We start from the raw sequence: 25,938 nt of genomic DNA on the forward strand, positions 1-25,938 counted from the left end.
GGGGATTGGGGGAATCTAGCCTAAGAAGTAATCTACCTTAGCTAAAAGGAACAAAATTATCAATACCTAAAGCGCTAGGTTGAACATTTTGTAAGAGAATGAAAGCACGTGGACTAGCAGAACCAATACTACCATCGGCATCAATATTTACTAGAGTATTATTACGACCACTTTGACTGAAGGTGATATAACCAGCAGCTAAAGGATCGCTACCGCTAAAACCGATACTTTCCATGACTCCATTGAAATCTAGTAAGTCTTGACCTGGTGTAAAGTCAGTGATAATGTCTCCCGCGTCGGTAAGGCGATTATAGACAAAAGTATCATTACCAAGACCACCTGTTAAGGTATCACGACCTGTAGAAGCAGTGATAGTATCGTTTCCAGGAGTACCTACTATATTATCTCGACCTGTACTTGCTTGGAAGTCGTTATCGATGATAGTAAGTACTGCGTTAGCTTCTGCTCCTAAGGTTGCTCCATTGGTAGGATTAGAGAGAGTAAGGTTGACGGTTTCGTCTCCTTCGACGATGTCATCATCTACGATGGGTATGGTTACTGTAGCTTCGATTTGTCCATCATTGAAGGTTACTACTACTGGTGTGGGGTCAAAATCATCTCCTGCTGTAGCTGTATCACCTGTTGGGGTAACGGTTACGGTTACTTCCCCATCGCTACCATCACTTCTGACTAGGGTTATAGCTTCAACTACTGTTCCATCTTCGATTACTGAGAAGTTGGTTGAGCTGAATTGAATTACTCCTGGTTGGGTAATGATAGCAGTAAAATCACTTTCAAAAGCTCCAATATCGGTAGCGTTACCTTTTGTCCGTGGGAATCCTTCCCCTCGTTGGTCAAACTCTAGGTTATCAGGATTACTACCTGCGTCAATCGCTGGACTACCTTCTAGTATAGCGTGAGTAAAGGTTGGTCCTCCGTTATCAGCTAAAGATCCTAAACCTGGATTGGTGTTACCGGTTATATCGGTTGCTTGATTGAAAGCATCTACAGCATTACCATCCCCAATCAGGTTATGACCATTACTGATAAAGGTGTTAGTAGTATCATCAGTAAAATCAACATCAGTATTATTATTACCAGAAACGAGACTAGAAGTTACTATGGTTTGTACACCTGCAAAACCTGAAGAGGCAATACCACTGCCTTGGTTAGATGAAGCAATGTTATTGGTAATGGTACTATTGTTAATATTTGTTGTACCATTACTAAATACCCCACCGCCAATATAAGCACGGTTACCAGTGATGGTGCTGTTGCTAAAGGATACTAGACCACCATAATTATTAACCCCACCGCCATTTCCGAAGGAAGCCGAGTTACCACTGATGGTGCTGTTGCTAAAGGATGCTGTACCATTACTAGATACCCCACCGCCTATATTATAAGCACTGTTACCACTGATGGTGCTGTTGCTAAAGGATGCTGTACCATTACTAGATACCCCACCGCCTATATTATAAGCACTGTTACCACTGATGGTGCTGTTGCTAAAGGATGCTGTACCATTACTAGATACCCCACCGCCTATATTATAAGCACTGTTACCACTGATGGTGCTGTTGCTAAAGGATGCTGTACCATTACTAGATACCCCACCGCCTATATTATAAGCACTGTTACCACTGATGGTGCTGTTGCTAAAGGATGCTGTACCATTACTAGATACCCCACCGCCATCGCCACGATAAGCGGAGTTACCACTGATAGTAATATTATTAAAATACGTTAGACCACTACTACGTACCCCACCGCCACGATAAGCGGAGTTACCACTAATAGTGCTGTTGCTGAGGGTGAGAAGCTCTGTACTATTAATTCCACCTCCAGTATCAAAACCAGTTACAAAACCGTTGATAATGTTTAAACCATTTAAGGTTACGTTGCTATTTGCACTATTATTACCATCATCGATATTAAAGACGCGAGATTGTCCACCTCCACTAACGGTAATATTGGGGTTGTTATCGTTGGTTATATCTCCGTTGATGGTTAGGGATTTATCGATCGCTAATTCTGTTCCTGCTAAGGTAATAGTACCACCGTTGAGATTAGGATCAAAGGTAACGGTATCCCCAGTATTTGCATAGGCGATCGCTTCTCGTAAACTGATTAACCCGTCGCTATCGTCAACAAGATCATCGAGGGTGGTAACTATAGTACTTGGGGTTTCAGGACCAACCGAAGCACTACCAACAACTAGAGTAATATTGTTAGAGTTGATTTGAGTGGTAAACTGTGATTCTCCTGGTAAGGTTGGGAAATTGAACTGAATATTGTTGGGATTAGTCGCATTAGCAAAATCAAAGATGGTAAAGCTATCTCCCTCTTGGGGTACAAAATCGTTGACTAGAGAAACATTAACGGGAGTATCAGTAGCAAATGTGGCGTTACCACTGATATTAAGACTATCAAATGAACCTGCACCAGTTCCCCCTAACTCGATATTGACAACACCATTAGTAGCTTGACTATAGTTACCAGTAATGTTTAAACCACCGATTCCATTAGTTCCACCAGGGTTAAGTTCTCCTCCTTGAATGTTAACTTGTTGAGCAGTAAGGTTACCATCTGCTGAGAAATTACCACTAGTTTGACTAAAGTTAGCGTTATTGACGTTAAAGGTACTATTGTTAGCGATCACAAATTCACCACTATTGGTAAAAGCGCTACCAGTGGTAAAACTAGCCCCATTTGCTAGGCTAAAACTATTGCTGTTGGTACGTAGATTACCTAGTCCTGGAATTTGTCCTGTACCAGAAATAGCGATCGCCGCGGCATTATTTTCTACAGGAATACTGTTAAGGTTTAAAGTACCATCGATCGCTTGCCAAGTACCACCAGTTAGGGTTTTATTACCACTATTATAGTTAACTACTGAGGTTACACTTCCTGCTGGAGTAGTTCCACCTACTGTCAAAGTACTTCCTGCTAAAGCGCTAACAGTTCCTTGGTTGTTGAATCTGTCAGGACGAATATTACCAGTACTAGTACTAGTAATGTTACCATTGTTAACAATTGTACCTGTACCTATCCCTGATCCTGTTTTTGTTCCTAAATCACTAGTAATAGAAGTACCAGGGGCGTTTAACTGTACTGTAGCATCTACACCCAAAATAACCGTATCAGTAGCTTGTGGTCCAAATACCGCGCCATTACCACTGAGAATAAAGGTCTGATCATCGAAGTTGATTTCTTTATCTACTACAGTCTGATCGGTATCATCAACCACCAAAGCTGCATTAGGACCTAGAGTCGCAGTACCTGTAAAACTTCCTCCATTGCGTAGAGTAACAACAGCGTTAGGATTGGTGAGATTCAGGGTATTTTGGACAACAGCGTTATTGAGGATAACATTATTATTATTGTTGTCAAATCTTAATTGTGCTGTAGGGGTTTGAGATACGTTGACATTATTAATTACCCCACCATTGAGGAAAAAGTCACCTTTATTGTTTAGATTAAGGGTTGTATCTGCTCCATCAGGTTGTAGTGTTCCGATGATTTCTACTCTGCTGCTAGCATTTCTGGTTAAAGTTCCTGTAGTTATATCTGAAGGGTTAAATGGTCCTTGGAGTTTGAGAATACTATTAGCTTGTAAGTCGATAACACCGTTAGATTCATTAGCAAAATCCCCTATTAAGGTAACCGTAGCGCCATTAACCCTGAGGACTCCTCTATTTCTAAAGGTTCTATCCGCACCTGCTGCACCATTTTGTTTAACGTTGGTATCACCTATCAGTAGGTTAGCACCGTTTTGAGCGACAACTGTACCTGTTGAAGCGCCACGAGCATTGATAAATTGATCGGGATTAATGATTCTATTACCACTACCTGTAGCAGTAATTGTCCCAAAGTTATTAAATATCCCTATCCCTTGGTTGTTTTCAACACCGTTAAAGACTATATCACTACCTATGGTAGCCCCAGGTGCATTCATGTTAACCTGAGAACCGTTCAACATACTTAGTGTTACTGTTCTTGTTCCTCCAAAACCTGCATCCTTAGCACTAACTCGTAAGCTAGCTGATTCCCCGAGATTAACTGTTTCTAGAAAAGTTGTATTAAATGATGCTGTACCAGAGGTGCGCTCGATAACTAACTGAGCATTTTTACCTAAGTTAGCATTACCTTGAATAGCTGTGGGACTGGCTAGATTTCTTAAAACTACTGCTGATCCTTCAGGTGTTAAATCAAGGTCTCCACTTAAACTTTGTAGTCCTTGCAGTGTATTACTTCCACCACCTGCTTGGTCAAAAGAAGTAAACTCTAATTTGTGAGGTGATGTTTGAGTGATATTTGTTCCAATAATAGTACCACCTTGAAGAATGTAGTTACCAGTATTACTATTAAGGGTTAAAGGCGAACTGAAAAGATCTAGAGTTCCAACAATAATTATTTTGGTATTGTTAACGTTGTTGCGATTAATAGTTCCAGAAGTAAGAGCAGGAAGAATAAAAGATCCCCCTAGTACTAGTTCTGAGTTTGAGTTGAGATTGATTGTACCTGTATTATACCAGCCGCTACTGCCAAAAGCTAAACGTCCTTTGCTCGTTCCATCACCAACGTTAATTGTACCTTCGTTACCAAGTTGTTGATTAGTCGCTTCCCCTAACAGTAGGTAACCACCGTTAATAATATTGATTGTCCCGAAGTTAATAAAACCATTGCCATCATTTAAAGAATTTGATAGTTGACCTAAAACACTTAAATCATCGACAAAACCATCGGGATTACCTTCTTGATTGATGAAATTCTTGGTATCTACACCATCACCACCTGGTACTAAATCTCCGTCAAAGGTCATTACTGAGTTAGCATTGGTAGTTAAACGACCATTTTTGTAGAGAAATGGCTCTTTTGTGGTTAACTCCTTGATGGTAATCTGTGCCTGATTTTGATTATCAAGGGTAATAGTTGGTAAAAATCCTGGTCGATTAATTTCGATAACGTCGTTACTATCAGGTTGTCTATTTGGACTCCAATTACTATTTACGGTCCATTCGCCATTGTTATTAATATTCCAGCTGATTGTTGTTGTCATCTTAGTACTCCATATAAAGAGGAAATACAATACCCAATATTTATTATTCCCTAAACTGCAGGATGACTAACATTATTTTAGTTAATCTTTACTATAGCGCTATGGGCAAGGCATTCATTCTTAATTCTTCATTTCCCTCCGCGTTTCCACCGACTCCAGAGTAAAGCTAAATTAGCCTTAAAAAAACTTAATAAAAATAAACGTAGTTGCCAATTGGGATATTTTCGCCAGAGATTTATTAGATCATCTAGACTCAGCCACAGGTTTTTTGCTTGCAGATATTTACTTAATTCTGTTGGTGTTAAATAATCTTGCAGAGGTGCGGGTAAGGCTAAATTTTCTGGTAGAATGTTGGGGATGCTATTAGCGTCATAAGCACTGTTCACCCAATCAGGCTCATTACTTTTATAAGTTTTGGCTTGAGGGTGTCCAAAACCGATGTTTTTAATAAAAGATTTCATGGGGATAATATGTACTCCTTGATGATATAAAACCCCTAAATTAAAGCTGATGTTCCAGTCTGTTTGCTGATTTCTTTCTAACCAAAATTGATTAACCATAGTGAGTTTGGTTTGAATATTAGCGGGTATATCATAATATTTACCAAAGGGGTTATATTGGGGTGGTTTATTGATTAAGTCTAATTTTTGCCAACGATTAGCCCAAGTAGCTAAACCCCAACAAAAAACCCGATTAGATACCATAAAATCTGTGTTAATAATCTGAGCAAATCCTCGGGGAACATTGGCGTAAGCACTAAGAGAAAATACTTCCTCACAATCGCGGTAAGCTTCTAATAATCTACACATTCTGTCATAAAAACAGGGATTGGGAACAATATCATCTTCTAAGTAAACTAAACTAGGATAAGTTGCTAAGACTTCGGTTAAACTGGTGAGAATCTGGCGATCACAGCCTAAATTTGAGTCTCTGCTTACAATTTCAATGGGCGTAAATTTTGCTAAATCTTCCAGGATTTTTACACATTCAGCAATCAAGGGTTTATCACTTTCTTGACGATAACCATCTACAAAAGCGATAATTTGTTGTGGTTGGAGTGATTGTTGTTTAATACCTTCGGTGACTATTGTTAATAAATCAGGTCGATTAAAAGCAATTAAGACTAAAGGGGGAAGTTGTTGGGGAAGGATAATATCATCTAGGGTAAAAGAGAACTTTTTAGTAATGGGTTTCATAATTTGAAAACGTCAAATACCTTAGCTTGTACTACGTAGGAGTATGTCACTCATAATAGGTTACTCTAATTACCTAGACTAAATCTCTGGTTTTAAAACTGTGGGAATTTGTGCGAGAATTTCAGAGGCGATCGCTTCTGGAGTTTGTTCTGGTTGTATAATAATTTGTAGATCTGCTTCTGCGTAGAGATGACGTCTTTGTTTTGATAAAGCAGTTAATTTAGCTTCTAAATCAGTATTCTGTAAAAGAGGTCGAGTTTGATCAGCGGTTAAACGTTGACAAAGTAATTCTACAGAAGCGTCTAACCAAATAACCAACCCATGACGTAAATAACTCCAGTTTTCTGGTTTTAAGACTATTCCTCCACCTGTAGCAATAACCGAGCGAGTATAAGCGTATAATTGACTTAAGATTTGGGTTTCCAACTCACGAAAAGCGATTTCTCCTTGAGTAGCGAAGATTTCTTGGATACTAGTTTGGGCTACTTTTTCCAAGAGATGATCACAATCAAAGAAACGATAGTCTAATTGTGGGGCTAAAATTTGACCAATGGTGGTTTTACCAGTACCCATCATCCCCACTAGATAAATATTAATTCCTTTTAGGCGATCGCTTAATGTCACTGTTGTCAATTTTCTCAATATTAATCTTTTATTTTAAACGATTAGAGTTACGATTACGATAACGGGTTTCTTGTACAGCGTTACCGATTCCTTGGACAAATCCTTTACCAATAAGACCGATCGCTTTTCCAATTACTTCTGTAAGTAAATAAACTACTATTCTGCCCAACCAATCGATTAAAGCTACGATACCAGGGGCGATCGCGTCTCGCGCTTCTACTGCGATAGTTACCCACCAACGGAAACCTTTTAACTGTTTTAATTCATTTTTCCGACAAGCTTTAATATAGGTTTTAAGAATACCACCCTTATCAAAATAGTAAACCTTGTATTGATCTTCAAAGATATTTTGAGGATCTTCTAAATATTTTTCCCGACGATATTTCCAGGACAAACGATTACGAAATTTAGCGATATCTCTAGAGGAGATTATCTTATGTTGATAGATATCTGGTTGAATTATTTCTTCATCGAGAAAATTATTTAAAATAGTTAACATCACCCCATTAGCTATTTCAATAATTAAATTATGCCATAAAATATCTAATCTGGCTTGAACTTTTTCTGGCTCTATTTCTTCAGAGATTAAGTACTGAAAAACTTCTAATTTAAAAGGAATTTTATCTAATAAATCTTCTCTAATAAACTCAGCTTCTTTTAGTAAAATATCTAATAATTGTACTTTTTCTGTCAAAATATTAGCATAATGTTTAGTAATAAAATCAAAACTAGAAACTTGCCACAAGTCCTTAATAATTAGATTAATATTATTTAATAATTCCTCTTCATCAGTATTAGTAAACTTTAACTTATCAACGGTGCGTATAACTTGATTATAAACCAGATAAAGTAATTCTTTTTTAGGTTTGGTGCGCAGAATATCTATTTCTAAAGGACTTTTAGTGAGGTTATCTACTCCCGACTGAATTTGAGCGAGAGTTTTTTCATAGATATTATTTTTATTAATTTGTGTTTGTTGAGAAGGTATTAAAGATGCTTGAGGATTGGGGACAATTGCTGAGGTTGAATCACTGACAATATTAGATGCAGAAACCACCTGATTATCGATAACTACATACTCTACTGGTAATAACTGATTGACTAACCAACGAGCTAATAATAATTCACGACGACGACCTCTCCAAAATAGCCAATCTAATACAGGGAGATTAGAATTACTCAAAGAGTGATTAACTTTTTTGAGACTATTATCGATTTGTTCTAAACCAACGCGACGTTGAACTTGTAACCATTTTTGAGATTTTCTTTTCGGAGTAATTGTTTGAATATTTTGTGCACTTTGCCAATAATTACCACCACTAGCTACCTCTCTCAAACCTCTAACGACGGTAGTAAGGGGAGTTCCTTTAACGCAATAACCCTTAACTCCTAGATTATAAGCAGTAAGCAACAACTCAGGATTAGTTTGAGAAGTTAATAAAAAAATAGGTAAATTAGGATATTGACGGTGGACTTCTTGACAGAATTGTATCCCAGATATTTGCGCGGGATCTGCTAAACGTAGATTTAATTCCAGAACAACTAAATCTGGCAAATTATTAGCAATAAGACTTAAAGCTGACTCAGCGGTAGTAACCTGATTAGAGATTAAGATATCCGTGTAACCTTGTTCTCGTAAAGCTGTTTGTAAACCGATCGCGAAAATAGGATCATCATCTACTAAGAGTATTTGTAACCGTTGGCTGTTTGTCATTGTCTGGCATTAATACTTATATAATTAACCAAGGCTACTAACCTTGGCTAACATTTTTTTTGATTTTAGAGCAACTTAGCTGCTGTGGCTACACCAGCGCCAGGATTTACTCCATCATAACCCAAACTTTGCAGAGTTCCTTCTAAAGCAGCCATAACGGTGAGTAAGTCTCTCTCACAGATAAAACCAAGATGACCGATACGGAAGATTTTACCTTTAAGATGGTCTTGTCCACCAGCGAGGGCGATATCATAGCGTTTTTTCATAGTACTACGAATCGCTTCAGCATCTACTCCAGTAGGCATAACAGCGGTAACCGCGGTACTAGCTGCGTTATCGGGAGCGAGTAGAGGTAATCCTAAAGCTTTAATTCCCGCGCGAGTAGCTTGAGTAATGCGTTGATGACGAGCGAAGATATTCTCTAACCCTTCACGTTCCATCATTTCTAAAGCTGCTTGTAAAGCGAAAATGAGGTTAACAGGAGGGGTAAAGGGTGAAGAATCCTTATTAGTGGCTTTGCGATACGCACCTAAATCGAAGTAAAAGCGAGGTAGGTTAGAGGTTTCGTAAGCTTTCCAAGCTTTAGGACTAACAGAGACGAATGACATACCAGGGGGAATCATGTAGCCTTTTTGTGACCCAGAACCTACAACGTCTAAGCCCCATTCATCGATAGGGATATTAACCGCACCTAAACTAGTGACTGCATCGACGATAATCAAAGCTTCGCCGTGGTTTTTGACGTATTTGTTGATGGTTTCTAGGTCATTAAGAACACCTGTGGAGGTTTCCGAGTGGGTGATAATCACTGCTTTGATTTTTTTCTCGGTATCGGCTTCAAGTTGAGCACGAAAATCTTCAGGATCTAGGGGTTTACCCCATTCTGCGGTAATTTCAGTAACCTCTAAGCCAAAAGCTTTACCAACTAAACCCCATCTTTCCCCAAATTTTCCGTTATTCCCTACTAAAACGCGATCGCCTTTACTAAGGAAATTAATAATACCCGCTTCCATCGCACCTGTACCAGAAGCGGCGAGCATAAGGACATCATTTTGGGTTTGGTGTATCCATTTGAGTTTAGCGGTTACTCTAGCGATAATTTTGCTAAAGTCTCCGCTGCGGTGACCGACAGGAGATTTAGCCATAGCTAGGAGGACTTTTTCAGGTACTGGTGTAGGTCCGGGGATGAGTAATAATTGTTTATCTTCCATGTTTTACTCCTTATTGGTTGTGTTTATAGAGAGCTGCGATCGCTTCAGAGGGTGAAGGTTGTTTAACCAGAGACTCTCCAATTAAGACTGCTGTTGCTCCTGCTTGTTGAACCTTGTGAATATCTGCATTATCGTACAATCCTGATTCACTCACGGTGATTATCCCTTTTTTCTTAATCTCTGTACTTCTTGCTGCTAGTAAATTAATAGTTGTATCGAGTTCAACGCTAAAGTCTTGGAGGTTGCGATTATTAATCCCGATTAAGTTTACACCATCTAGGGTTAAGACTCTATCTAATTCCTCTAGGGTGTGTACTTCTATTAGTGCTGTCATTCCTAGAGTTTGGATAATTTTCAGGAAATATTGCAAGTCTTGGTTACTCAAAATAGCTGCTATTAGTAAAACCGCGTCAGCACCTTTACATCTAGCGAGATAGATTTGATAAGGGTAGAGGATAAATTCTTTACAGAGTAGGGGTAGAGATACCTCTTGACGAATTTGAGCGAGGTATTCAAAGCTTCCCTGAAAGAATTGTTCATCTGTTAATACAGACAGACAGGTTGCATTACCTTGGGCGTATTCTTGAGCGATCGCCACTGGATCGAAATCAGGACGAATCACCCCTTTACTAGGGGAAGCTTTTTTTACTTCCGCGATTAAAGCTGGTTTGAGGGTGCTATCTAATAAAGCTTGGCGAAAGTCTAATGGAGGTGGTAATGTTTGCAGTTGCTTCCTTAATTCTAGTAGAGGTAATTTGTCTCTTCTTTTGGTTACTTCTGCTTCTTTGTGCCAAACTATTTTTTCGAGTATATTTTTGGGTTCAGCTTCTGGTACGGCTATTTTGTAACTTAGGCTACTAATTGCTACGGTGGGACTAGGGTTAATACGTCTAATTTCCATGTATTTAAGCGCGTTTATAGGCTTCGTCAAGAACTTCTGAAAGGGTAGGATGTGCGTGTACGTTAAAGGCTAATTTATGTACCGATTCTCTAGAGGCGATCGCGTTAGCTGCTTCTTGGATTAAATCTGAAGCGTGGATACCGATGATATGAACTCCTAATAATTCCCCGTTATCTTCACGATAGATAATTTTAGCTAGTCCTTCTGTTTCTAATTCCGCTAAAGCTTTAGAATTACCTTTATAGTAACTTTTTACTGTAGCGACTTTAAATCCTTCTGTTGCTGCTAATTCTTGAGCTTGGGGTTCGCTTAAACCGACATAGCTTATTTCTGGGTGAGTAAATGCAGCAGCCGGGATACTTCTATAGTCGATGGTTTTATCCCTTCGGCAGATATTTTCTACTGCGATAATTCCTTGGGCTGAAGCTGTGTGAGCTAACATCATTTTACCTGTAGCGTCACCAATTGACCAGAGATTAGGTACTATTTCTCCATCTTTCATTATCGCCATTTGGTCATTAACTGCAATGAAGCCACGACGATCGGTTGCTAATCCTACTGTTTCTAAGCCTAGATTTTTAGTAGCGGGAATTCTTCCTGTCGCCACAAGACAAGCATCTACTTCTAATACTTCTTTAACTTCTTTGGTTTTAGCGTCAGCGAGTTCGATTATTACTGGTGAACCTGGTTTGACGGTTTTAGCTAGAGTACCTGTATAAGTTTCTATTCCCCGTGGTTTAATTAATACTCTTTCGGCTATTTTAGCGATATCTGGGTCAAAGGTTGGCATCAGGTTATCTAGGGCTTCAATCATGGTAATCTCTGAACCCAAGGCTGTATAAATATCAGCAAATTCTAACCCGATATAACCACTACCAATAATAGCTATCCATTGAGGTAGAGTTTCTAGTCTTACCGCTTCATCACTGGTAAAGACGGTTTGATGATCGATTTCGATTCCAGGGGGTACAAAAGGTACTGAACCAGGACAGAGTATGATATCTTTAGCTGTGTAGATTTGTTCTCCTGCTGAGGTAATCACGCTAACTTTGTGAGGGGCTGCTAATTTCCCCCAACCTTGAATAATATCCACTTTGAGTCGTTTGAGACTGTTAGTCAAGTCTCCCCGAATTTTACTCACTAAGTTATTAGCGTGGGCTGCGATTGCTTCTTGATTAAAGGTTGCTCCCTGAGTAGATATACCTAAATTTTTTAGATGAGAGCGATCGTTTAACTCTCTAACTCTTCCTGAAGCTGCTAATAAGGCTTTTGAAGGGATACAACCTCTATTAACACAAGTTCCTCCCATGTCTTTAGCCTCAACAATAGCGGTGCGTAAACCACATTTTACCGCGTGTAGAGCAGCACCATGACCACCTACTCCCGCACCTATAATCATTAAATCGTAATCAAATTGTTCGCTCATCTACTCTGTTCTGCTTTTCTTTGTTCATCCTATTTTAACCAAAACATGGCGTGAAAACTGATACTATCTTTTACCGACTCTTTCAAAGTTTCCCTGAGTTTTTCTTTGAATTAATCAATTCTTCGGGTGAAATTTCTCAACTTTATTTTGTGGAGGTACAATTTCCATATGATGCTAATTTTTAGCGTCGTTTCCTTGGGGAAATCTTTCTCTATTTAACTCAAACATCTTTGTCTAGTAATTGGTCTGGATTAGTCATCTCTCCCCATACTCAGATAGAATCAGAATATCATGTCACTATAGATCATTAGATAAAATGAATTAGTGACTATGGATTTATTGCGATCGCTCGCTATTGGACTATATTTAGAAAAACCGAGAACTTGGTTACATCAACTTGACCCTCGGGTTAAGCTATTCTGGTTAATGAGTTTTTTGTTATCCCCTCTTTTGGCTAATTATATTTGGCGACTCAGTTTAGTAGGTTGGTTATTGTTATTATTTCTTGTAGCTCAAATTCCACCTAGAGTATTTCGTCAACAGATGGGATGGTTGGTTATTTTAGCTATCTTAGTTTTTCTGATTACTACTATTGCTCCTGATGGTTTAGCGGTTAGTCATCAACCTAGATTACCTGCTGTTGATTGGGCTACTTTACCAGAAAAATCCTATAGTTATGTTATCTTTGAACAGGATTTATGGGCAGATCATAAATTAACGGTTACTCGTCAATCTCTTAAATTGGCTATTCGCGCTAGTACTTTGATTTTTACCTTGATTTTTAGTACTAATCTCTATTTGTTGACTACCGCACCTGAAGAGATTACCGCAGGTTTAGAAGAGTTAATGACTCCTCTGGGTTATTTTAAGTTACCTATTACCGAAATTGTCTTGACTTTGACTCTGTCTCTACGTTTTATACCTTTGGTGATGGAAGAAATACAGAATTTAGTGCGATCGCTGCGCACTAGGGGGATTAATTGGCAAAAATTGGGTATTCGTAATAGTATTAAAGTCTGGGTATTAGCTTTGGAAACCTTGTTAGAAAACCTGTTGAGACGCGCTGAACAAATCGCTGTAGCTATGGAGGTTAGAGGGTTTACTAGTCCTAATCAACATCGGGTACAATGGCACGATTTACGCTTAAAATGGGCTGATGGAGTGGCGATCGCCTGTTTAGGTTTGTTTTGGTGGTTACGTTTTCTCTGGGGGTAAAGATGCAGACAATTTGGCGTTATCTCCCTCCTATTACAACTGATGGTCGGCTCCAAATGGCGATCGATAGCTGGTTATTAGAGCAACATCGACTAGGTAAACAACCTCCCTGTATAAGATTTTACACTTGGTCACGCCCAACTATTTCCCTAGGTTATCACCAACATCGTTACCCACAACATTGGCAGCAATTAGAGGGTATAGATCTAGTCAGACGTCCTACTGGTGGTAGGGCTGTTTTACATGAGCAAGATTTAACCTATATGATTGTAATCTCAGGGCTATCAGGAAGAATCACAGATGTTTATCAATACCTATGTCAATTTCTGATTAAGGGATGGCGATCGCTGGGTTTAGAATTAAATTATGGTCATGGTGGCAAAGAATATCTTAACAATCCTAATTGTTTAGCTACGAGTACTCCTGCTGATTTAGTTACTTCTCAAGGACAAAAACTGATTGGGAGTGCTTTACTTAAACAAGGTAATTACTATTTACAACATGGCTCAATACAACTAAGTCAAAATACTCAATTATTTACTCAAGTATTTGGTACTCCTCCCGAGGTTTACCCATCCCTTAATTATGATTTAGATACTATCATCAATGCTTTAGTAGAAGCAGTTAAGGATACTTTTGAGATTGAGTTAAAGAGTGAACCCTTATCAGCTAGAGAATGGCAAGAAATCAAGAATCTTCTTAAGTAACATTGTAAATAATGTTGTAAGTTCATTTAGAATAGTATATATTAACCATTCAGACTAAATTGTTATATTAACAACAAGATATTCTGAGTAAATAACCCTAAAAGAAAGTTTCAGCATGAACACATCTAGCAAGACCAACTCTCTACAACTATCCCCGATCGCTATTTCTCTAATGGCGGACTTTTTTAAAGTTTTAGCTGAAGAAAGTCGTATTCAAATACTTTGTGCTCTCAAATCAGGACAAAAAAACGTTACAGAGATTATCGAAGCAACAGGTTTAGGACAAGCCAATGTCTCCAAACACTTAAAGATTTTAAATCAAGCGGGGATAGTTAGTCGTGAACAACAAGGAATTAACGTATATTATAAGATTGCTAATCCGTTCTTATTTGAACTTTGTGACCTAGTTTGTAGTTCTATCGCTTGGCAAGTAGATCAACAGAATCAACAGCTAGCAGAATTACAAAAATTCTAGCAGCCAAAAACCTAAAAAAGCACTCCCTAGGGGTACACTTAAATTATCGATACCCCATTGGGAAAAAGCTTCTAAAACAGTAGCTAGTAAAGCAACTCCTAGAGAGGTTAGCAAGATTGCTAAACTAAAACCTGTCAAAATACCTAAAATCAGATTAGTAATCAACCAACTAACCAAAAACATCGTTAAAGATCCTTCCCAACTTTTCGTTATTCCCCAAAGTTGATAACGATGAGAACCAAAATTCTGACCAATAATCGCGGCTAAACCATCCCCCCAAGTCATAATTAGGATACCAATAGCTGCATACTCTGGGTGATTAATGGGCCAAAACCAAGCAATTAACACCCCTATACTGACAGCATAAAAAAAAGTCCCCAAACTTTGACGACCGACACTATTGATACTAGGTAAAATGGGCAGAAAGTAAGATACAATAGAGACGGAGCCCGCAACTATAGCAGCGATAATGCCAAATTTTGCGGGAATTTCTAACCACCAAGCCAATAAAATCACGTTACCCGCGCCAATATGGACAATTTTGCGGGTAATTTCTGGTTTTTTGTTACCCCAACGGCTCACTAATTCTGCTAAAACTACAATAATCAGTAAATAACCTAAAATGAAAGGAAGAGAAACCCATAGAGGGATAATTTCTGGGGTTGGATAATTAAGCACCTATCTAACAAAAAAATAACTTTTGACTAATCAATATCATAAGATGAAATATATACTTATTCTCTTAATTCAGTTTTATCGCAACTTTATCTCTCCTTTATTTCCTCCTAGTTGTCGTTTTCAACCCACTTGCTCTCAATATTGTTTAGAAGCAATTCAAGAGTTTGGAGCGCTGCGAGGTAGTTACTTAGGAATTAAACGGATACTGAAATGTCATCCCTTCCATCCTGGAGGATATGATCCAATTCCACGTAAAAAATAAGTGGTTCAATATACTTTACTACCTCGGGTAAAAATAATTCTAGGAATTCTGGGAAAAAGTTAATTTTTTATGCAGGAGAAATCGCCTCTGTGGTTGCTTCTGGTTTATCCTGATCTAAAGCATCAACAAATAATTGCATCTTATCCATGGTGACAGCACCAAAAATAGTAGCAAAAGAAATGTCAGCAGCATCTCTACCAGTGCCTATTCGGATTAATCCTTCTAAGGGAGCTAAACGGGTAGCATCAAATAAATACCAACGTCCCCCTAAGTAAGCTTCAAAATAAGCGTGGAAATCCCGAGGAACTAAATCATAAGCATATCCGGCAGCAAAGCGCGCAGGAATATTTAAAGCGCGACATAAAGCTGCTCCTAAATGAGCAAAATCACGACAAACTCCCGCTCTTTCCGTTACAGTGTTAAATGCTGAGGTTTGAGCATCTGTACTCCCAGAAATGTAGGTAACATGATCATAGATCCAATTGCAGATGGCGGTTACTTTAGAATAACCCGATTGTAAATCCCCAAATTCTGATTGAGCAAAACGAAAAAGACGATCAGATTCACAATAACGAGAGGGATTAATATACTGCAAAATATTGATGGGTAAGTCTTTGGGGGGAACTTCGATGATCTCATTAGGGTCTATATCTAGATAACTGACTTTTACTTGTGCTTGATATTTGAGTTTAAATTGTCCTGGGGGTACGTTAACCTTAAGATAACGATTATTAACCATTGGACTAACAAATTCTTCCGAAGGAAGCTGAGGAGTTAATTCTAAATTTTCTGTAATAATTTGATGATTTTCCGTCTTAGCTACAGCAACATTAAAGATAAAGGTACTTTCGCTTGTTACTTGATAATCGAGTTCACAACCACAGTTAAATGTTCTGTTCATGGTTAGTATTTGAGAATTTTTTTAATTTTAGCCGTAAAAACCTCACTAGCTGCACGATGTGAGAGAGAATGACGATAGACCAGAGCATCAAGATCAGCTGCATAACCTCCACCAATGACAGCCGCTACTGGATAACCCATAGCCGCACAGGTACTGAAGACGAGCATTTCACGACGATAAATACCGCGATCGCTCAAAGCTAGTTTACCCAAAGCGTCATTAACGTGAGTATCAACTCCTGCATCGTATAAAACTAGATCAGGTTTAACCTCTGATAACAAATCAGGTAAAGATTTAGCGAGAATTTGTAGATAACCATCATCATCTAAACCGATAGGTAGGGGTATATCCCAATCGCTTTGTTGTTTTTGATTCGGGAAATTAGCTTCACAGTGCATCGAAAAAGTAAACACAGAAGGATTATCACGGAAAATAAAAGCTGTTCCATCCCCTTGATGTACATCTAAATCTACGATCAGGACTTTTTTAACTAAACCCTGTTGTAGTAAAACTTGAGCAGCGATCGCCAGATCATTAAAAATACAAAAACCCGAACCATAACTAGGAAAAGCGTGATGAGTTCCCCCTGCGCAATTACAACAGATACCTAATTTCAGAGCTAATTGAGCGGTTAAAACCGTTCCCGCGACAGCGATACAGGTACGTTTAACCAGCATTTCGGTACAGGGTAACCCTATACGTCTGACTGCTTTAGCATCTAAAGTTCTCTGACAATAAGCTTGAACATAATCAGGGGTATGGACTAATTCTAACCATGTTTGGGGGGGTAACTCAGGAGTGTAGATAGAATCAGTACTAATAATCTGTTCAGTTAAGAGTAATTCATAGAGTTGTTTAAATTTAGCCATCGGGAAACGATGACCATCTGGTAAAGGAGCTACATAATCAGGATGATAAACTACAGGAAGAGCCATGTTAATCAGTTATGATATTAGTAAATAATTGTAAACTTTTATTAAATGAGTAAGAACACAGAAAAACAATTTCCCGTCAGCAAAACTGACACCGAATGGAGTCAAGTACTAACACCTGAACAATTCCGCGTTTTACGCAAACACGGTACAGAAAGAGCCTTTACTAGTCCTTTAGATAAGGAGTATTCCTCTGGAGTTTATGTCTGTGCTGCTTGTGGTCAACCCTTATTTACATCAGAAACTAAATATAATAGTGGTACAGGTTGGCCCAGTTTTTGGCAACCCATAGAGGGAGCGATTGAAACTTCTGTCGATCGCTCTTTATTTATGACTCGTACCGAGGTACATTGTAGTAATTGTGGTGGTCATTTAGGTCACGTCTTTTCTGATGGACCAAAACCGACGGGACAACGCTATTGTATGAATGGTGTATCCTTGAATTTTAAACCCGAAGAATAATCTAGTTTTTTTGGGGGGTAATTTCACCCCTCATCAACCATGAAACGTTTAGCAATTAAACTAACAGGAATAGTACAGGGGGTAGGATTTCGACCCTTTGTGTATAGATTAGCTCAAGAATTAAAGCTGACAGGATGGGTAAATAACTCTAGTACAGGAGTTTTTATCGAAATTGAAGGAAATGTAGATGATTTAGAGCAATTTTTACGACGTTTAGCCATAGAAAAACCCACACAAGCACAAATTCAAAGTCAAGAGCTTAACTGGTTACCAGTAACAGGCTATACTGAGTTTACCATTCGTCCTAGTGTGGGTGGAGAAAAAACGGCGATTACTTTACCTGATTTAAGTACTTGTTCTCAATGTTTAGAGGAAATTTTTGACCCGACTAACCGTCGTTATCGTTATCCGTTTACTAACTGTACTAATTGTGGACCACGTTACAGCATTATAGAGGGGTTACCCTACGATCGCCCCTTGACTACGATGAAAACCTTTGTTATGTGTCCTGAGTGTGCACAAGAATATCATAACCCCTTAGATCGTCGTTTTCACGCACAACCCAACGCTTGTCCGATTTGTGGTCCTCAGTTAGGGTTATGGGATAGAGATGGTAATCTACTCTATAGTCAAGAAGAAGCCTTACAAGTAGCAGTTAAAGGAATTAAAGAAGGTTTAATCGTCGCTATCAAAGGTTTAGGAGGTTTTCAGTTAGTAGTAGATGCTCGTAACTCTATAGCAGTAGCAACATTACGTCAGCGTAAACAACGTCCTTCTAAACCCTTTGGGGTAATGTATCCTGATTTAGAGTCAGTACAACAAGATTGTCTGGTAACCGAGTTAGAAGCAGAATTATTGCGATCGCCCCAATCTCCGATAGTTTTACTCACTCGTCAAGCTAACTCTAGTATTGCAGCCAATGTAGCTCCGAATAACCCTGATTTAGGGGTGATGTTACCTTACACTCCCCTACATCATCTTCTCCTGAGAGATTTAGGTTTCCCCATTATTGCTACTAGTGGTAATCTAGCTAATGAGCCTATTTGTACTAGTGAATTAGAAGCTAAACAGCGTTTAGGGAGGATAACCGATTTATTCTTAGTACATAATCGTCCCATTACTCGTCCTCTGGATGATTCTATCGTTAGAGTTATTAATCAGCAACCCGTTGTACTGAGAAGGGCTAGGGGTTATGCACCGTTACCTATTCTCCTGAAATTGCCGAAAAAAGGCGTTAAACCCAAAGTTTTAGCCCTTGGTGCTCATTTAAAAAATACCGTCGCTATCTCCATGGGAGAGCAAGTTTTTTTAAGTCAACATATAGGAGATTTGGATAATCAAGCTAGTTTACAAGCTTTTGAACAGGTTATCGCCACTCTTAAACAACTCTATGAGTTTACACCAGATCTCATCGCTTGTGACCTGCACCCTGACTATATGTCTAGTCAATACGCACAACAGTTAGAGCAACCCATTATCAGGGTACAACATCATCAAGCTCACGTTTTAGGGGCTTACGCCTCTGAACAACTTTGGGGCGAGTCCTGTCTAGGTGTAGCTTGGGATGGTACAGGATCTGGACTCGATGGCACGATTTGGGGTGGGGAATTCTTTCTAGTCAAAGGAGACTCACTAGATTGTCACAGAGTCGCTTCTTTTCTTCCTTTTCCTCTTCCTGGAGGAGATACAGCCATTAAACAACCTCGTCGCACTTTATTAGGGGTTTTACACCAATTGAATTTAGATTATAACCTTGAGCACTATTTCTCTACAACTGAATTAATCAACCTCAAAAAAATGTTAAACCAGAAGTTAAATACTCCTTTAACCTCTAGTGTTGGTCGTCTTTTTGACGCGGTAGCATTACTATTAGGGTTACCTAGTGTAGTTAGTTTTGAGGGTGAAGCTGCTATGGGGTTAGAATTTCTAGCTAGAAAGGTTAAACAAGCTCAACCCTACTCTTTTATTTTTAACAATAATCTCGTTGATTGGCAACCCATGTTGAGAGAGATTCTGACTGATTTAGCAGAGAATATCTCCCCTAAAATCATTGCAGCAAGATTTCATCATACCCTTGCTGAAATTATTGTTAAGATTGCCCAAGAGGTAGGAGAAAAAAGAGTTATGCTAACAGGTGGTTGCTTCCAAAATAAATATCTGAGTGAATGCACCATCGACAAACTCCATCAAAGGGGTTTTATTCCCTGTTATCAGGGTTTAATACCCCCTAATGATGGTTGCATAGCTCTTGGACAAGCGATCGCTGCTCTTAATCAAAGTTAATATTATGTGTTTAGCAGTCCCAGGCAAAATTGTTAGTATCAACGATAACCAAAATGACCCTCTTTTACGTAGTGGTAGGGTCAGTTTTGGTGGTATTATTAAAGAAGTTAGTCTCGCTTATTTACCTGAAGCTCAAGTTGGACAATATGTTATTGTTCATGTGGGCTTCGCTTTGACTATTCTAGATGAAGCAGAAGCAGAAGCTACCCTTAATTACCTAGCAATATAAATGTTGGTTTAGTTAAGGTTGCTTCTTTTCCCTAAATCGCTCTAAAACTTATGGGCGATACTGGATTTGAACCAGTGACGTCCTGCTTGTAAGGCAGGCGCTCTACCGCTGAGCTAATCGCCCTTTTTTTTTCATACTTGACTATCATAACATAAATATTGAAAAAAGCAAGAAGTTAAGTAAAAATTTTTTATGCCCTCTGGTTCGACGCACGATCGCATTACTTTTTGGACAGTTCCAGGATTAGTCATTTGTACTTGGTATTTTAGCAAAAGTGAACGATTAACCCTGATTCTCAGCCTAGCATTTTTATTTAGTGGATTAATGTTTGGTCCTGACTTAGATATTTACTCAGTACAATTCAAACGTTGGGGTAAATTGCGTTTTTTGTGGATACCCTACCAAAAACTACTTAAACATCGTTCTATTTTCTCTCATGGTCCAATTATTGGGAATCTGATTAGAATTGTCTATTTATTAACTATCCTGACTATCTCAGCAATTTTAATAATAGGGATAGGACAATTAATCTGGGGATTTACTTGGAATTGGGGAGAATTTAGACAAATAGTCTGGAATTTAGCGACTCAAGAACATAAAGCCACCTTTTTAGCCCTTTATCTTGGCTTAGAATTAGGTGCAATCAGTCATATACTCAGTGATTGGTTAGTTTCTTATTATAAATCTCAGTCCAAAAAAACCCGTAAAAAACCTCGTCGTCGTCAATCTTCTCCCAAAAAAGGTAGATAATTGAATAGTAATGGTTATTTATTGAGCTTTGCTTTTATGTTCAAATCTACAGTTACAACCGAAGAAACCTATATAAATATTCTCGCTGCTTTAGAAGATTTAATCAAAGTAGTTGCTAAACTGAGAACACCAGAAGAAGGTTGTCCTTGGGATTTAGCTCAAACTCCCCAAACTCTGATACCCTATGTTATTGAGGAAGCTTATGAGGTAGCAGAAGCTCTTAGAAGTGAAAACCAACAAGAGATTGTGGAAGAATTAGGAGATTTATTATTACAAGTAGTTTTACAAGCACAAATAGCCAGCGATCGCGGTGAATTTACACTTACTCAAGTAGCGCAAGGAATCACAGAAAAATTAATTAGACGACATCCCCACGTGTTTGGTGATCTAGAAGTCAATAGTACAGACGAAGTCAGAAATAACTGGGAAAAAATCAAAGCAACAGAAAAACACCAAACTCAAGCATTTAGCCAACAATTAAGCCATTATCTCAAGACTTTCCCACCTCTAATGGCGAGTCAAAAAATATCATCTAAAGCAGCTAAAATAGGGTTTGAATGGGAAAATATCGACGGAGTCTGGGCAAAATTTCACGAAGAATTTCAAGAATTCAAAGCAGCTTTAGCCACAGATAATAAACAACACCAACAAGAAGAATTAGGAGATTTACTCTTTACCCTAACTAATATAGCTCGTTGGTACGAATTAGATTGTAACGAAGCTTTACAGGGAACAAATCGCAAATTTATTGACAGATTAGCTTTGATGGAAACTTTTACAGATCGTCCCCTATCAGATTATAGCTTAGACGAATTAGAAACACTCTGGAAACAAGCCAAAGTAGAATTAGCCCAATCAACAAATAATGACCACTGAAACTAATCAAAGCAGTAATTGGCAAAAAATTAAAGAAAATAGCCAAACTATAGTAATAGCCCTAGGATTAGCCCTAATTATTCGGTTATTTATCGCCGAACCACGTTATATTCCCTCAGAATCGATGTTACCAACTTTAGATTTAGGCGATCGCTTAGTCATAGAGAAGGTATCCTATTATTTTTCCCCCCCCCATTCGGGAGATATCATTGTTTTTCATCCCCCCAAACAACTACAAAACCTAGGTTATCAACATGAACAAGCTTTTATCAAAAGAGTAGTCGCTACCCCAGGACAAACCGTAGCTGTAACTAATGGTAAAGTATATGTGGATGAAACTCCAGTAGTAGAAAACTATCTACTCGAATCACCTAACTACCAGTTACTACCAGTTAAAGTCCCCCCCAATCATTTATTTGTGATGGGAGATAACCGTAATAATAGCAACGATTCGCACATCTGGGGATTTTTACCCGAAACAGAAATTGTCGGTCGTGCTATTTTTCGTTTTTGGCCCTTAAATAGACTAGGATTAATTTAATCATCTTCGGTGGGAGTTTCGCGATTGATTTCCGCTTTAAAACTTCTGAGGGTTTTACCTAAAGAACTCCCAATCTCGGGTATTTTTTGAGGACCAAAAATCAATACCACGACAAATAAGATTACTAAAACTTCGGGCCATCCTAAACCAAACATCGCTTAATTTTACCTAAAAAATAACTAATATCTTAAGTATAACCATGATTGAAATAGCTAAAACCGAATTACGAGAACAACTACACCCGATGATTAGTCAGTTAGCTGACATCATTCTCACTCAATGGTCAAATAATCTGAAACTCTCTCCCTATCAAATACCCTCAGAATTAGGTTACGTCGAAGGAAAGCTAGAAGGAGAAAAAATTACTATTCAAAATCATTGTTATCAAACCCCTCAACTACGCAAATTACATCTAGAATTAGCTAAAGTAGGTAAAAATCTAGACGTGTTGCATTGTGTGATGTTTCCTAATCCAGCTTATACTCTACCAATTTTTGGCTGTGATATCGTAGTGGGAAGAGGAGAAGTAAGCGCGGCGATCGTCGATTTATCACCAGTTAGTTTAGATCATAGTCTTCCAGAAAACTATCAACAAGCTTTAGCCTCATTACCTGAGTTAAACTTTAGTCAAGTACGTCAATTACCAGAATGGGGTGATATCTTCTCTGAATACGTTGTCTTTATTCGTCCTACCAATACTCAAGAAATAGCCGACTTTTTAGCAAGAGTTGACCAATTTCTCTCAATTCATACCTCTTTAGCGGCGATCGCCCAACCTGCAACTATGGAAAGACAACAGCTAAATCTAGCTAGACAACATCATTATTGCACTAAACAACGTCAAAACGATAAAACTAGAAAAGTACTAGAAAAAGCCTTTGGGACAACTTGGGCTGAAACATACTTTAATAATATCTTATTTGATTTACCCGCCTAAAAAATATGTTTAGAAGTAAAGTAGAAACTTTCTGGAGAAGTTACGACCCCCAAAATAAACCGACTTGGTTAAAAACCCGTCGTAAAGAAATAATTATTATCTCTGTTGCTTGTGGATTACTCGGAACAGGTTTAATCCTATTTAACCTACCCAAACTAGGTCAACCAACAGATACACAAACAACCACAGAAGCAACCCCTATTACAGCAATTACCGCTTTAGGTAGAATTGAACCTGTAGGAGAAGTAGCTAAAATAGCAGCAACACCTAATCTAGGTGGTGCGAAAATTAAGGAAATCTTAGTTAAACCAGGAGATGTAGTTACTGAAGGTCAATTACTAGGTATTTTAGATAATTATGATCTACAAAAAGCAACTTTAGATGTAGCTAATAAAGAAGTAGAATTACAGCGCAGCAATCTAGAGATAGTTTTAGCAGGAGCAAGAGAAGGGGAGATTGATAGTCAAAGAGCCACTATTGAACGCTTACAAGCTGAATTAGAATCAGAAATAACCCGTAATCAAGCAGAAATAGCCCGTTGGGAAGCAGAGTTAACAGGACAAACAGAGGCTTTAACCGCTACCCTACAACGTCTTCAAGCTGAATATGACAACGCCAATATAGAGTTTAACCGTTATGAAGGTTTAGCAGGTGATGGGGCTATTTCTACCTCAGAATTAGACCAATATCGCTTAACTTTAGATACAGCTAGAGAAAGAGTTCAAGAAGCCCAAGCTAATCTTAATAAAACTGTCTCTAGTATCTCTCAATCTATCAAAGAAGCTCAAGCTAACTCCCAAAGAGAAAGAGATAGTCTGACAATGCAAATCAAAGAAGCAGAAGCTACTCTAGCCAAAATCAGCGAAATTAGAGATGTAGATGTTAGAGAAGCTCAAGCTAGATTAGATAAAGCGATCGCCGAAAGTCAACGCGCACAACAAGAATTAGCTTTAAGTGAGATTCGCGCTCCCTTTGCTGGTAGAGTACTAAAAATTAACACTCGTCCTGGTGAAAATATTAATCAAGAAGATGGAGTCCTAGAATTAGGAAGAACCGAACAAATGATGGTTATCGCCGAAGTACACGAAAGCGATATCAGTCAAGTGCAACTTGGACAAGAAGTAATTATTACTAGTGAAGGTGGAGCATTTAGCGATGAATTACGGGGTAAAGTTGACCAAATCGGTTGGCAAATAGGTAAAAACGACGTAATCAACAGCGATCCTGCAGCTAACGTAGATAAACGCGTCATTGAAGTCAAAATCTTACTCAATCCTGAAGATAGTCAACTAGTAGAAAATCTCACCTATTCTCAAGTCTTTGTACAAATTAAATTATGAAAATACCTCTATCTTGGTTACAATTATCCCGAGAAAAAATGCGACTGTTAATCGCGATCGCCGGGATTACTTTTGCTGATTTACTTATGTTTATTCAGTTAGGATTTAAAGATTCTCTCCTAGAAAGTACTACTACCCTCCATAGGAGTCTAGACGGTGATATCTTCTTAATGAGTCCTCAAACTGACGCGAGTATAGCTTTTAAGACTTTTTCCCGACGACGTTTACATCAAACTTTAGGTATGGCTGGCGTTGAAGATATCGCTCCAGTTTATATCCAATTTGGTTTGTGGAAGAATCCCCTTAATAATCGGACTCGCAGTATCGGAATAGTTGGTTTTAATCCTCGTAGAAATATTTTAAATATACCCGAAATAAATCAAAACCTTAATCAGATTAAACTCGCTGATGTGGTTTTATTTGATAATCAATCACGAGCAGAATTTGGACCTATTCCCGAACTTTTAGCCCAAGGAGATACAGTCACCACAGAAGTACAATCCCGTAAAATAACAGTAGGTGGTTTATTTAATATGGGTGCTTCTTTTGCTGCTGATGGTTGGTTAGTTACTAGTGATGTGAACTTTTGGCGCATTTTTAGTGAGAGAGATCCAGGTTTAATCGATATCGGAATTATTTGGGTACAACCAGACGCTGATGTCAACACAGTGATAGAAAATTTAAGAACTAGACTACCAAGTGATGTCAGAGTACTTAGTAGAGAGGAATTTATTGATACAGAAAGAGATTATTGGCAAAGTAGCACCGCGATCGGTTTTATTTTCAGCTTCGGTGTAGTTATCGGTTTTATCGTTGGTATCGTTATTGTTTATCAAATTCTCTATACAGATATTACCGACCATCTCCCTGAATACGCTACTCTTAAAGCTATGGGATACACAGATAAATATTTTGCGGTTTTAGTCTTACAAGAAGCTTTTATTTTAGCTATATTAGGATTTGTCCCAGGATTGCTCATTAGTACTCTTGTCTATCAAGTTGCTGCAGCTGGAGCAAATTTAACCATTACCATGACTATGAATAAAGCAACTACAGTACTGATTCTAACTATTATTATGTGTATGTCTTCAGGGTTAGTTGCTATTCGCAAACTTTCTGCGGCAGATCCTGCTGATATTTTTTAAATTTGACGCAACCGCAAGATCTATAGCGCTACTTGAAAAGGGAAAAGGCAAAAAGCAATAGGGAATAGGGA

24 protein-coding genes, 1 tRNA gene and 1 pseudogene are annotated in these 25,938 nt (G+C 38.4%); 14 read left to right on the forward strand and 12 right to left on the reverse strand.

What is annotated here, in order from left to right; translation table 11 throughout:
• Positions 1 to 37 precede the first annotated feature (37 nt).
• From EA365_05925 to lpdA, 7 genes are all read right to left on the reverse strand, one after another.
• On the reverse strand, positions 38 to 5,062 hold the full coding sequence (locus EA365_05925) for a hypothetical protein (protein TVQ46203.1): 5,025 nt from the start codon (positions 5,060 to 5,062) through the stop codon (positions 38 to 40).
• Positions 5,063 to 5,190: 128 nt separating this feature from the next.
• Complete coding sequence (locus EA365_05930) at positions 5,191 to 6,258, reverse strand: glycosyltransferase family 2 protein (protein ID TVQ46204.1); 1,068 nt, start codon at positions 6,256 to 6,258, stop codon at positions 5,191 to 5,193.
• Positions 6,259 to 6,336: 78 nt separating this feature from the next.
• Positions 6,337 to 6,834 (reverse strand): shikimate kinase, encoded by a 498-nt coding sequence (locus tag EA365_05935; GenBank protein ID TVQ46205.1) that lies wholly within the window; start codon positions 6,832 to 6,834, stop codon positions 6,337 to 6,339.
• Positions 6,835 to 6,910: 76 nt separating this feature from the next.
• Positions 6,911 to 8,596, reverse strand: a complete 1,686-nt coding sequence (locus EA365_05940) for a DUF3685 domain-containing protein (protein ID TVQ46206.1) — start codon at positions 8,594 to 8,596, stop codon at positions 6,911 to 6,913.
• A gap of 65 nt (positions 8,597 to 8,661) precedes the next feature.
• Positions 8,662 to 9,807, reverse strand: a complete 1,146-nt coding sequence (locus tag EA365_05945) for an alanine--glyoxylate aminotransferase family protein (GenBank protein TVQ46207.1) — start codon at positions 9,805 to 9,807, stop codon at positions 8,662 to 8,664.
• Positions 9,808 to 9,817: 10 nt separating this feature from the next.
• Positions 9,818 to 10,708 carry an indole-3-glycerol phosphate synthase TrpC gene (trpC, locus tag EA365_05950; protein TVQ46208.1) on the reverse strand — a complete coding sequence of 297 codons (891 nt, stop codon included), beginning with the start codon at positions 10,706 to 10,708 and terminating at the stop codon, positions 9,818 to 9,820.
• A gap of 4 nt (positions 10,709 to 10,712) precedes the next feature.
• Positions 10,713 to 12,134, reverse strand: a complete 1,422-nt coding sequence (gene lpdA / locus EA365_05955) for a dihydrolipoyl dehydrogenase (protein TVQ46209.1) — start codon at positions 12,132 to 12,134, stop codon at positions 10,713 to 10,715.
• A 50-nt stretch (positions 12,135 to 12,184) separates the two neighbouring features.
• Here lpdA and EA365_05960 point away from each other — a divergent pair.
• The 4 genes and pseudogenes from EA365_05960 (at position 12,185) to EA365_05975 (ending at position 14,531) form a co-directional block, all read left to right on the forward strand.
• Positions 12,185 to 12,445: pseudogene (locus tag EA365_05960) on the forward strand (DUF2887 domain-containing protein).
• A gap of 19 nt (positions 12,446 to 12,464) precedes the next feature.
• Positions 12,465 to 13,349 (forward strand): hypothetical protein, encoded by an 885-nt coding sequence (locus EA365_05965; protein ID TVQ46210.1) that lies wholly within the window; start codon positions 12,465 to 12,467, stop codon positions 13,347 to 13,349.
• Between the two features lie 2 nt (positions 13,350 to 13,351).
• Positions 13,352 to 14,056: a lipoate--protein ligase family protein gene (locus tag EA365_05970; protein TVQ46211.1), complete on the forward strand. Its 705-nt coding sequence runs from the start codon at positions 13,352 to 13,354 to the stop codon at positions 14,054 to 14,056.
• 115 nt (positions 14,057 to 14,171) lie between these two features.
• Positions 14,172 to 14,531: an ArsR family transcriptional regulator gene (locus EA365_05975; protein TVQ46212.1), complete on the forward strand. Its 360-nt coding sequence runs from the start codon at positions 14,172 to 14,174 to the stop codon at positions 14,529 to 14,531.
• Here the strand turns inward: EA365_05975 and EA365_05980 are convergent.
• Entirely contained in the window at positions 14,517 to 15,185 is a 669-nt protein-coding gene (locus EA365_05980; GenBank protein TVQ46234.1) for a phosphatidate cytidylyltransferase, read from the reverse strand. The two genes, EA365_05975 and EA365_05980, sit on opposite strands and share 15 nt — an antisense overlap.
• Positions 15,186 to 15,252: 67 nt before the next feature.
• Between EA365_05980 and yidD the strand changes: the two genes are divergently transcribed.
• Positions 15,253 to 15,471, forward strand: coding sequence for a membrane protein insertion efficiency factor YidD (yidD, locus tag EA365_05985; GenBank protein ID TVQ46213.1), 219 nt, complete (start codon positions 15,253 to 15,255; stop codon positions 15,469 to 15,471).
• Positions 15,472 to 15,538: 67 nt separating this feature from the next.
• On the opposite strand, the gene EA365_05990 is transcribed toward yidD, so the two are convergent.
• Together EA365_05990 and EA365_05995 are read right to left on the reverse strand one after the other, a co-directional pair.
• Complete coding sequence (locus tag EA365_05990; GenBank protein ID TVQ46214.1) at positions 15,539 to 16,372, reverse strand: transglutaminase family protein; 834 nt, start codon at positions 16,370 to 16,372, stop codon at positions 15,539 to 15,541.
• Between the two features lie 2 nt (positions 16,373 to 16,374).
• Positions 16,375 to 17,307, reverse strand: a complete 933-nt coding sequence (locus EA365_05995; GenBank protein TVQ46215.1) for a histone deacetylase — start codon at positions 17,305 to 17,307, stop codon at positions 16,375 to 16,377.
• 45 nt (positions 17,308 to 17,352) lie between these two features.
• On the opposite strand from EA365_05995, the gene msrB reads away from it, so the two are divergent.
• The 3 genes from msrB to EA365_06010 are packed head-to-tail and all read left to right on the forward strand — an operon-like array spanning position 17,353 to position 20,278.
• The gene (msrB, locus tag EA365_06000) at positions 17,353 to 17,766 is read left to right on the forward strand and encodes a peptide-methionine (R)-S-oxide reductase (GenBank protein TVQ46216.1); all 414 of its coding nucleotides are present in this window, start codon (positions 17,353 to 17,355) and stop codon (positions 17,764 to 17,766) included.
• A gap of 39 nt (positions 17,767 to 17,805) precedes the next feature.
• Entirely contained in the window at positions 17,806 to 20,049 is a 2,244-nt protein-coding gene (hypF, locus tag EA365_06005) for a carbamoyltransferase HypF (GenBank protein TVQ46217.1), read from the forward strand.
• Positions 20,050 to 20,053: 4 nt separating this feature from the next.
• Positions 20,054 to 20,278 carry a HypC/HybG/HupF family hydrogenase formation chaperone gene (locus EA365_06010; GenBank protein TVQ46218.1) on the forward strand — a complete coding sequence of 75 codons (225 nt, stop codon included), beginning with the start codon at positions 20,054 to 20,056 and terminating at the stop codon, positions 20,276 to 20,278.
• 51 nt (positions 20,279 to 20,329) lie between these two features.
• On the opposite strand, the gene EA365_06015 is transcribed toward EA365_06010, so the two are convergent.
• Positions 20,330 to 20,401, reverse strand: a tRNA-Val gene (locus tag EA365_06015).
• Between the two features lie 69 nt (positions 20,402 to 20,470).
• On the opposite strand from EA365_06015, the gene EA365_06020 reads away from it, so the two are divergent.
• The 3 genes from EA365_06020 to lepB are packed head-to-tail and all read left to right on the forward strand — an operon-like array spanning position 20,471 to position 22,445.
• Positions 20,471 to 21,028 carry a metal-binding protein gene (locus EA365_06020; GenBank protein ID TVQ46219.1) on the forward strand — a complete coding sequence of 186 codons (558 nt, stop codon included), beginning with the start codon at positions 20,471 to 20,473 and terminating at the stop codon, positions 21,026 to 21,028.
• A 36-nt stretch (positions 21,029 to 21,064) separates the two neighbouring features.
• Entirely contained in the window at positions 21,065 to 21,904 is an 840-nt protein-coding gene (locus tag EA365_06025; protein ID TVQ46235.1) for a nucleoside triphosphate pyrophosphohydrolase, read from the forward strand.
• The gene (gene lepB / locus EA365_06030; GenBank protein TVQ46220.1) at positions 21,894 to 22,445 is read left to right on the forward strand and encodes a signal peptidase I; all 552 of its coding nucleotides are present in this window, start codon (positions 21,894 to 21,896) and stop codon (positions 22,443 to 22,445) included. The genes EA365_06025 and lepB overlap by 11 nt, the downstream gene beginning before the upstream one ends.
• Here the strand turns inward: lepB and tatA are convergent.
• Positions 22,442 to 22,600: a twin-arginine translocase TatA/TatE family subunit gene (gene tatA, locus EA365_06035; GenBank protein TVQ46221.1), complete on the reverse strand. Its 159-nt coding sequence runs from the start codon at positions 22,598 to 22,600 to the stop codon at positions 22,442 to 22,444. The genes lepB and tatA overlap by 4 nt on opposite strands.
• 44 nt (positions 22,601 to 22,644) lie before the next feature.
• On the opposite strand from tatA, the gene EA365_06040 reads away from it, so the two are divergent.
• From EA365_06040 to EA365_06050, 3 genes are read left to right on the forward strand one after another with little or no spacing between them, the layout of a single operon-like run.
• Complete coding sequence (locus EA365_06040; protein ID TVQ46222.1) at positions 22,645 to 23,382, forward strand: phycocyanobilin:ferredoxin oxidoreductase; 738 nt, start codon at positions 22,645 to 22,647, stop codon at positions 23,380 to 23,382.
• A 5-nt stretch (positions 23,383 to 23,387) separates the two neighbouring features.
• Positions 23,388 to 24,722, forward strand: coding sequence for an HlyD family efflux transporter periplasmic adaptor subunit (locus EA365_06045; GenBank protein ID TVQ46223.1), 1,335 nt, complete (start codon positions 23,388 to 23,390; stop codon positions 24,720 to 24,722).
• Positions 24,719 to 25,867 (forward strand): FtsX-like permease family protein, encoded by a 1,149-nt coding sequence (locus EA365_06050; protein ID TVQ46224.1) that lies wholly within the window; start codon positions 24,719 to 24,721, stop codon positions 25,865 to 25,867. Before EA365_06045 ends, EA365_06050 begins: the two co-directional genes overlap by 4 nt.
• Positions 25,868 to 25,938 lie beyond the last annotated feature (71 nt).

The organism is Gloeocapsa sp. DLM2.Bin57 (assembly GCA_007693955.1).
GTDB lineage: Bacteria > Cyanobacteriota > Cyanobacteriia > Cyanobacteriales > Gloeocapsaceae > Gloeocapsa.